Raw genomic sequence first — 8,573 nt, 5'->3', positions numbered from 1 at the left:
CTCAGCGAAGCCCTGGCAGCGAGCCCGGGCCGAGAGGAAGCCGACCGGCACGACGGTGCGGTCGGAGCGGATGTCGCGGAGGGCGGCGTTCCAGGAGATGGATCGGTTGGACATGCCCTGAATGCCCTTGCTCATTTCCTCAGTTTTGGTACCCTGTCACAAGGTTGATTGTGACGCAAGAGCTTTGTTGTGACCGCATCGCATTTTTCGATAACAGGGTCACAAGCTCGCATGGCGCGGGCAGGGCTGAAACTCAGCGTCCGTCAGGTAGCGGAGGCTGCCGACGTGTCACCCAACACGGTGACGCGTGCCGAGGCGGATCTGCCCGTTAACACTTCGACGCTGGCCGTGCTGCGGCGGGCCCTAGAGGCTAAGGGTGCTCGGTTCGGTTCGGATGGCAGTGTCGTTGCCCATGCCATTGGCCCGAAGGGGGCCGATCCCATCGATACCCGGGCCGAGGCGCGGGCGGCTGCCAAGGCCGCTGAAGATGCCGCAGAGGTGGCCGCAGCCGACGATTCCCTTTGGCAGGATGAGCGAAAGGCGTGATCCCTGCCTTCAACCTCTCGCGCGTCCTGCCGCCCTACATCGGGGCGGACGCGACGGACTACGACGGCAAGTCGCCTTTCGAGACGACTGCGGCTGAATTGGTCAACCGGTTCGCCACGAGCGACGAGCGCGCGCTGATCCTCGAAGGTTTTTTGGACTACCGCGACGAGTTGCGACGGGTCGGCATCGTTGATGGGTTCCAGTGGATCGCCGGCAGCTTCTGCGAGGAGGTCGAGACGATCCGTGGCCGTCCGCCGAACGATGTGGATGTCGTGACGTTCGGCCGGCGCCCCGTGCCTGAGGCCCAGTGGGTGGCGTTCTTCAATGCAAACCGTCAAGTGTTCAGCCCTGTCATCACGAAACAACGCTTCAAAGCAGACGCTTATTACGTTGATTTGGACAACGAACCTGATGTGATTGTTGATGACACGGTGTACTGGTCCGGCCTGTTCTCACATCAACGAAATAGTCATCTCTGGAAAGGTATGCTAAAGATCCCGCTCGCGTCGGACGATGCCGCTGCACGGGCACTGCTGTGAGGGCGGGTCATGGCTAAGCGATTGGAACTCGAAACACTCCGCGCGGATCTGGCTGCCGTCTCCAGCCTACTAGCCCGCCGCACGCCCGAGCGAGACCCGGTAGGGCATTTCCAATTCAGCCAGCGGCGCGAGATGCTGGAACAGCAAATCCGCGACCTAGGCGACGTCGAAGAACCGCTAGCAGAGGTCGGCTTGTTCTTCGCCGGGCGCCCCGTCATCGGATCCCGCGGCATCACGGCCGATTTCAGCACCAAGGCACTCGGCAGCTTCCAGTCCGTTGTGTCGGCACGCTACGCCGCGGACAGCGGACCGGTCGGTCAGCGTGGGCGTCTGCGCCACCGTGACCGGTCACAGCTCATCATCAAGGACGTTGTGCGCGGCTCGTTCGGCTTCGTGCTGGAGGAGGTTGAGAGCGGGGTCGATGGCGCGCCCAGCCTCAAACCCGCGCTTGATGATGCGGTCGGCATCATCTACAGCGCCGCCAAGGGCGGACAGGTGGAATTCAACGAGGCGACCGATGCCCAAGACCCGAAGGTGCTGGACTCGGTCAAGTCGTTCTTCGCTTTCCTGGATGACCAAGGTGCCTCCGTTCGTGTCGTAGAAGGCGAGCGCGATTTCACTATCAGCCGCGACGAGATCACCCGCGCACGCACCAGAACCGCCAATCTCGATGTGCTTGAGAACGACGAGGATTTCGTCGGCATCCTGTATCTGCTGCCGGAGGCCCGCCGCTTCGAGCTGCACGACCAACACGGCCAGCCGACGAAGAAGGGCCCGATCTCCCGGGAGTGCTTCGACACGCTGGTGACGCCGGAGGGGGCTGTGCGCGAAGGCATCGCCGGCAGCCTGCAACTTGCGACGCTGAAGGTTCGCCGGACGACAATGCGTAACGGCGAAACGCGGCTTTCCTACAAGCTGATCGCGACGCGGCCAGCAGAGGCCGAGGACGTGCAGACCCCCGTTGTAGGGGACTGACCCGGAGCCACCTCGACAGTCTCTGTCAGGCTCGCCGTCTTGAACGTATGCCCGCCCATCGAGGGAGACCACGGCCCGCAAGAGCCGTCGCCATCCTGGGCCAAATCTGGCGGTCCTGGAGGCTATCGACAGGCGATGGACGCGAGCCCATCTTGAGCGTGCCCCGTCGAGCTTCGCCATGTCCGAACCAAACCAAGCCCTGTTCGCCTCCGTCGCGATCGTCGTGTTCGCGCTCGGCATGGGCGGCCTGCACTGGCTTATGGTCGGTATCAACGAGCAGTTCGGATCAGGTATCGCGATAGGTGTCGCTCTTGGCGGCGGCTTGGTGTTCCTAGCGAGCCGGAAGGCCCGCGAGACCCCCTAGCTCAAACTGACCACCTCCGCGGACGGCCGCGTTCATCAGCTTCGACGCCACGTCCGATGAGATATCCTTGGCCCGCACGGATCGGCCGATCGCCGCGAAGGCCCGTTGGGCCCCAGCGCGGTCCGGTCCGACCTCCGTCAGGATCCTGGCCAGGTCGGCGTTGCGACGCTCCCGCAGCGCGTCCGTGAAACCTCCGGCCACCTTTTTAGCCGCGATTGAAGCCGCGTCCCCGACATCGAGGTTCAGAAGCGACCGGATCACCCCGGCCTTCCCCGTCGCGGCCCCACCGATCTCTCGATCCGCCGCGCTCTGCGCCGCGGCATCGGCCCGGTTCATCACCAAATCGCGCGTGCGGGCGAACGTGGTCTCGTTCCCGAGATCCGCGATCAGAGCCTCGGCCTGATCCTTGCCGATCACCTGCCCGAGCTTGGCCCGGTTGTACCCCTGGCTGAGCAGCCGCTGCGCCGCGTCGGCATCGTTGCGGGCCGTACCCATGATGTCGGCTAAAGCCGAGCGGGCACCCTCCTGCATCAGGTCGCGCTCGCCCTGCGTCATGCCCTTTAGCGTCTGAGCGATCTGCCCCGGCGTCGTGCCGCGCTCGAAGAGGCTCTGTCCTGCCTCAAAAGCGTCCTGCAAGGCCGAGTGGCTGGCGAAGGCCTGCCGCGCCTGCGCGTATTCCGGCACAACCGCATCGACACCGGACACCAAGAGGTTGCGCACGCCCCCGATCACGCGGGCCTCGTTGGCGTTGCCGCCTCGCTGGGCACTACTGGCCATGTCGTCGAGCGCCCGTTTCGTCAGATCCAGCCCGCGCACGGTCGGCTTGGTCGGGTCGAGCGGGATCCCCTCGTTCGCCGCCAGGGTCTCGGCCTTCTGCCAGGCCGCCTGCCCGGCCGGGGTGTTCAAGGCCGCGTCCACCCGTCCGTTCTGCGGCATGGGGCGGGTGTAGGCATCGAGGTACATAGGCTCGGCGGCTGCGCGCCGCTCGGCGATCAGGCGATCCATGGTGGACATCGCGTCCACCGGCTGCCCGAGAGCGCGGTCGGCTGCCTCGCCCGCACGCGTGGCCGCACCCTCCGCCCGGTCGGCAACGGCACCGCGGACGATCTGCTGCCCCTCGCCAGGGACGGCGGCCAGCGCGCCAGCCTGCCGCTGAAGGTTCGGTCCAAGATCGGCCAACATGCCAGCATCGCCCAGTTCCGTCAGTCGCGCCTGAGCCGTATCTGGCGTGAACCCGTCCGCTGCCAGAGCGCGGTTCAGCACACGTCCCTCCCCCGATGAGGCAGCGCGGTTGGCGACGACACCCGCGACCTTACCGGCTACGGCGCCGAGAGCTGGGGCCGCAAATCCGAGACCTAGCCCAAGCTCAGCGCCGTGTTCGATCTGCTTGGCATCGCCACCGCGCGCCGCAGTATCCGCCGCGCCGATCGCGCCGCCCGTCGCCATCGAGAGCCCTGCCCGCACCGGCAGCGTCGCCGAGCCCGCCCCGAACAAGGCAGGAGCGGCCATTAGGGCGGGCGCGGTGCCGCCGATGGCTCCGGCGACCTCGCCGGCCGTGGTTGCCACCGGGTGAGCCGCACGGGCGCTCGCGTCGTAATCCTCGATGCGCTGTAGCTCAGTCGTGTAGGGGTCTCCGCTGCCCAGGGACCGGATCCCGGCCGCGATGCGGTTGCTGACCCCGGTCAGGACAGGCCCGACGACGGGAACGCCGTCCAGGGCGCCGCTGGCCGCGGCGTAGGCCGCCTCGGGCGCGCTGGCGAACCTACCCATCGGCATATCGCGCGCCGCGGTCCCGGCCGGCGCATCCTCCCCGCCGAACACGAGGTCCGTCGCGGACTGCGGGCCGGCGGCGGGGAGCTTCGCCGGCTCGTCGAACTGGTCGAACGGGTTGGCGGCGGGGGCGCTCGCGGCCGTCGGCACGTCGAACTGGTCGAAAGGGTTTTCCATCAACGCCCCCCGAGAGCGGCGGCGGCCGAGCCTGCCCCATACTTCGCGTCGAAGGCCGCGCTGAGCGCCGGGTTCTGGCGTAGGTGAGCGATAGCTGCCGGGGGCACCGAGACGGCGCCAGACGCGCCCGCAGGCGCAGGCGCAGCGGGCGGGGACTGAGGCGGCGGTGCCGCCGTGCGCTTGACGGCCTCTTCCTGGGCCTGTCGCGCCCGCTGCATCGTCGTCAGTTCGAGGCCGAGCGGGTTCTTCTCGGCCCAGGTCGCGAGCTGATCATCAAACCCCGCATCGAGCCGACCGCCGTGCGTCGCGGCATACCCACGTGCCTGCTTCGCCACGTCGATCTGACGCTGCGCCAGCGCCTTGCCGAACTGGATGATCTGCCTGTTGCCCTCTGGAGAGTTCTCAAGGTTCGCGACAGTGCGGTTGATCGTAGCGACGTCGGCGTTCGACACCCCCGCCCCGAGAGAGCCGCCGAGCTTGTCCACGAGAGACTGCGTCGCGAGCTTCTGAAACAGCTCGTTCGGTGCGGCCGCATCGGCGTCCTTGATGCCGAACGCAGCGGCGGCGCGCTGCATCTGCGTGTAACCGGCCGAGCCGAAGCCTGAGCGGAAATTCGGGCTGTCGATCAGCTTCTCCATGTACCGCAGGGTGTTGAGCTGCCCGACCGCGCTGCGGCCGGCCGCCTGCATGTCGTTGAAGGTGTCGCCATAGGCGCCGCCGATCTTGGCGTCCTGCGCCCGTTCGCCCGGGTTCACGTTGATGGTCTGCCCGCCGAGGCTCTGCGGCTTGCCATCAGGCCCGATCACGAGGGGTGTCGTATCCTGGACCCCGTAGGATTGGCGCTCCTGCTGCGTCGCCGGACGGTAGCCCTGAGGCAGATCCGCAGGTGTCACATCGCGAGCGGAGCCAGTGTCCGGATCCGTGAGAACGAGACGCCCGTTCATCTGAACGAAGCCGGGCGTGCCGGATTTCTCCGGGGCTGTGTAGACCGCCTGCCGTGCGGCGGGGTCGTACAGGGTTGTCCCGGCGGCGACGGGCTTGAGTTCGGCCGGAGCCGCAAACAGCGGCTGCCCCGTCCTTTGGTCCACGAGATATTGGCCCTGGCCCACTGTCGTCGTCTGCGGCTTCACCGCGCCGGGAACGAGCTCAACCGATCCAGTGCGCTTGTTGAAGCGGTAGAGGCTATCGCCGACCGCCTGGATGCCGAAATCGTCGCCCGACTTGAACTGCGATGCGAGCGCGGCCTGCGCGATCGGCGCCGTGTACTTGTTGTTCAGCGCGCGGGCGAGCAACGCAGGGTCGAGGTTGCGCTGCGCCGCATTGATGCCCGGGAGGCCGATCGGACCGGTCGGGGCCGGCGGCGCGTAGCTCTGGCTCGCACCATAGCCGGCAGGCGCGGCCGGCTGTGGGGCTGCCGGGGGGGCCGGTGCAGGCGCCCTACCTCCGAGACCAGACTGAGGCGCACCCGGCGGGACGACGAACCCGGCATCCTGCGCGCCGCGGGCCGGCAGATCGGCTCGGGGGTCGGGGCCCGGGTCGGCCGAGGCCGTGAGCGATAGGGCGGGCGGCCGTGCCGGCGTCTGCGGCACGATCCCGTACACATCGGACGGATACATGCCCATGCGGCTCTCAAGGGCCTGTGTCTCCTGCCTGTTATTGGCGACTTGGACAGGACGCGGCGCAGGCTGCCTCATCGCGACCGCAGCCGGCGCAGCCTGCGGGCCTGCAACCGGCCCCGGGTCCACCCCGGCAACGCGGCTCAGGTACCCGCGCGTCATGTTGCGCCGAGCGGTGTATTCCTTCCCGCGCGGATCATCGTAGCCGGCGAATTTCCAGGCCTTGGCCAGGATGTCGTTGGCCTCCTCCGGGCTCTTGGCGTTCTGAAGCGCCAGGGTCGTGTTGGGATCCTCGGTCAGGAAAAACTTGGCTTGCGCAGTCACGGGATCCGGGGCGCCGGCCGTGAAGGCGCGCATGTTGTCGAGACGGTCACCGCGCCACGACAGGATACCGCCCGAGGTGCCGGGCTGGCCGCTCTGGCTCGGATCCGACCACGATCCGGTGATGTTGCTCGGGCTGTACCGGCTCTCCCGGTTCGCATAGGCCGCAGCAGCCGCAAGGCCGAACGGATTGGTCAGCCCACCATCCTTGAGGGCACCGACGAACTGGTTCTCGATCTCCTTGTTGCCGCCGCTCGGCAACGTCATGGGAGCCGAGCCGCCTGCGAACGACGGCAGCTTGGCGTTCATGGGCTGCACGGACTGGCCGAGCGCCGCGAGACCGCCACGAGGCGCCCCGCCGCCGTTCTGCGCCTTCAGCAGGCCCGTGAGGATGTCCGGCGCTTGCGCCTGATCGATCGCATCGACGATGTTGCCGCCGAGCTGCGAGAAACCGTTGTAATATTCGGAAAAGCTCATCAGCCGCTACCCCACCCGCCGCCGCCGAACGGCACATAACCGACCGCATTCGCGAGGGCGTTGCTGTTGCCGTTCGCGCCGTTGTTGTTCATCGCGTTGATGAGGAGCTGTTGCAGACCGCCCGGAGCGGCTTGAGCGCCCTGCCCAGATTGCCCTTGGCCGTAGCCGCCACCAGTGCCGCCACCCGACTGCGAGCCCTGACCGAGGAACGGCAGGGCGCCGCCCTGCTGGCCCTGCCCCTGACCCTGCTGACTCTGACCGAAGCCCATCGATCGCTGTGCCGGCTGCTGCTGCTGCGCGGGCTGGCCTTGCCCGAGGGCCGCCAGACCGCCGGCCTGCGGCTGCACGACCGGCATGGAGGTCGGCTGATACAGCCGCATGAAGTCCTGCAACGAGAGCTGGCCGTTACCGCCGGACATGCCGCTGCTCATGAAAAGAGGCTCCCACCGATCTTGCCGGCAAGCGGACTATTCAGAAGGCCCGTGAGCGTCCCGAGCAGGTTTCCGCCGGCCTGCGTCTGTGCCGCGGCCTGCTGGTTGTTCGCATCGACGTACTGCTTGGTGGCGTTGCCGATCGCAGAAGCTTCCTGATTGCCCAAATTCATCAAGTTGCTGCCAACCTGATTGTATGCGCCGTAGATCCCCGTGCCCTGGCCGACGTTGAGCGCGGAAGAGCCGGTGCCGAGATTGGCGTCCGCGGCGCCCAAGTTCGTGCCGAGGTTGGTCTGAGCCCCCAGGAGCGCGTTACCCTGACCCTGGTACAGCGAGCCGAGGGCATTGCCCTGCTGGCTGTAGATGTTGGCCTGCGCCGTGCCGAGACCGCGGTCGTTCTGCGCGAGCTGATCGCCGAGCCCCGTGTCGATGCCGGACAAGGCGTTGCCTTGCGCCATGCCGAGGCTGCCGAGCTGCGACCCGTAGGCCTGAGAGGCGTTGCCCTGGTTCGTCAGGCCGGCGGCGCGGCCCTGGATGCCGGTCTGATAGTAGTTGGCCCCGGCCTGCAGATTGTTGACGTACTGCTGGTAGGACTGATCGGCGAGCCCCGTGGCGGTCTTCAAGATGTCCGCAGTCGCGTTGCCGCCCGCGAGGCCGCCGCGAGCAGCTGCACTGCGCTGAACAGCCCCGAGAGCCTGGTCCTGCTGGTACTGATAGCCGGGAGCTGCCTGGAAATCCTGCGTCGCCTGAGCGGACCCCGCCGCACCATTCCCGCCGATCGCGTTCTGGAACCGCGTGAACGACCCCTGGGAGCCGTTAATCAGAGGGTCATAGGCAGCCGTCGCCTGCCCGAGATACCCCTGCGTCTGCGCATACTGGTTGCCCAGATCGGTCCGGGCTTGGCCGTAATTCGTGTTGATGTCGTCCCGGGCCTGCCCGTACTGTCCGGTCAGATCGTCCCTGGCCTGCCCATAGCCTTGGCCCAGGGATGACAGCGCCGAGCCGTAGTTGCCGATGCGATCACCGGCAACTACGGCTCTGCGCTGTCATCCCTGGGCCAAGGCTATGGGCAGGCCAGGGACGATCAGACCGGACAGTACGGGCAGGCTCGGGACGACATCAACACGAATTACGGCCAAGCCCGGACCGATCTGGGCAAGCAGGATGCGCAGACGCATGGTTATCTCGGGCAGGCGACGGCTGCATATGACCCTCTGATGAACGGCTCCCAGGGGGCGTTCACGCGGGGCCAGAACGCGATCGGCGGGTAAGGTGGGGCGGGGTCCGCTCAGGCGGCGCAGGAGTTCGAGGCAGCTAGGCGGAAAGGCGCGGTGTAGGGAAAGGGGGGAGGATAGAG

Annotated in this window: 9 protein-coding genes; 4 read left to right on the top strand and 5 right to left on the bottom strand. The window is 67.3% G+C overall.

Translation table 11 applies throughout. The annotated features are described in order from the left end of the window. Positions 1–285: 285 nt before the first annotated feature. The 4 genes from MKK75_RS06645 to MKK75_RS06630 all read left to right on the top strand — a co-directional run bounded on the left by MKK75_RS06645 (position 286) and on the right by MKK75_RS06630 (position 2,424). A complete protein-coding gene (locus MKK75_RS06645; protein ID WP_244041824.1) occupies positions 286–546 on the top strand; it encodes a hypothetical protein in 261 nt (86 codons plus the stop codon). Beyond that, positions 543–1,085 carry a DUF6932 family protein gene (locus MKK75_RS06640; protein WP_244041823.1) on the top strand — a complete coding sequence of 181 codons (543 nt, stop codon included), beginning with the start codon at positions 543–545 and terminating at the stop codon, positions 1,083–1,085. Before MKK75_RS06645 ends, MKK75_RS06640 begins: the two co-directional genes overlap by 4 nt. Positions 1,086–1,094: 9 nt before the next feature. Then, positions 1,095–2,060, top strand: coding sequence for a hypothetical protein (locus tag MKK75_RS06635; RefSeq protein ID WP_244041822.1), 966 nt, complete (start codon positions 1,095–1,097; stop codon positions 2,058–2,060). Positions 2,061–2,238: 178 nt separating this feature from the next. Beyond that, on the top strand, positions 2,239–2,424 hold the full coding sequence (locus tag MKK75_RS06630) for a hypothetical protein (protein WP_244041821.1): 186 nt from the start codon (positions 2,239–2,241) through the stop codon (positions 2,422–2,424). Here MKK75_RS06630 and MKK75_RS06625 read toward each other — a convergent pair. The 5 genes from MKK75_RS06625 to MKK75_RS35640 form a co-directional block, all read right to left on the bottom strand. Next, positions 2,392–4,371: a hypothetical protein gene (locus MKK75_RS06625; RefSeq protein WP_244041820.1), complete on the bottom strand. Its 1,980-nt coding sequence runs from the start codon at positions 4,369–4,371 to the stop codon at positions 2,392–2,394. The two genes, MKK75_RS06630 and MKK75_RS06625, sit on opposite strands and share 33 nt — an antisense overlap. Further along, a complete protein-coding gene (locus MKK75_RS06620; protein ID WP_244041819.1) occupies positions 4,371–6,785 on the bottom strand; it encodes a hypothetical protein in 2,415 nt (804 codons plus the stop codon). The genes MKK75_RS06625 and MKK75_RS06620 overlap by 1 nt, the downstream gene beginning before the upstream one ends. Next, entirely contained in the window at positions 6,785–7,216 is a 432-nt protein-coding gene (locus tag MKK75_RS06615) for a hypothetical protein (RefSeq protein ID WP_244041818.1), read from the bottom strand. Before MKK75_RS06615 ends, MKK75_RS06620 begins: the two co-directional genes overlap by 1 nt. Further along, complete coding sequence (locus MKK75_RS06610) at positions 7,213–7,839, bottom strand: hypothetical protein (protein ID WP_244041817.1); 627 nt, start codon at positions 7,837–7,839, stop codon at positions 7,213–7,215. The genes MKK75_RS06615 and MKK75_RS06610 overlap by 4 nt, the downstream gene beginning before the upstream one ends. A 423-nt stretch (positions 7,840–8,262) precedes the next feature. Continuing rightward, positions 8,263–8,394, bottom strand: a complete 132-nt coding sequence (locus MKK75_RS35640; protein ID WP_279593647.1) for a hypothetical protein — start codon at positions 8,392–8,394, stop codon at positions 8,263–8,265. Between the last annotated feature and the right edge of the window lie 179 nt (positions 8,395–8,573).

This window comes from Methylobacterium sp. J-030 (assembly GCF_022829545.1).
Taxonomy (GTDB): domain Bacteria; phylum Pseudomonadota; class Alphaproteobacteria; order Rhizobiales; family Beijerinckiaceae; genus Methylobacterium.
This window is presented reverse-complemented; position numbering and strand designations above follow the sequence as displayed.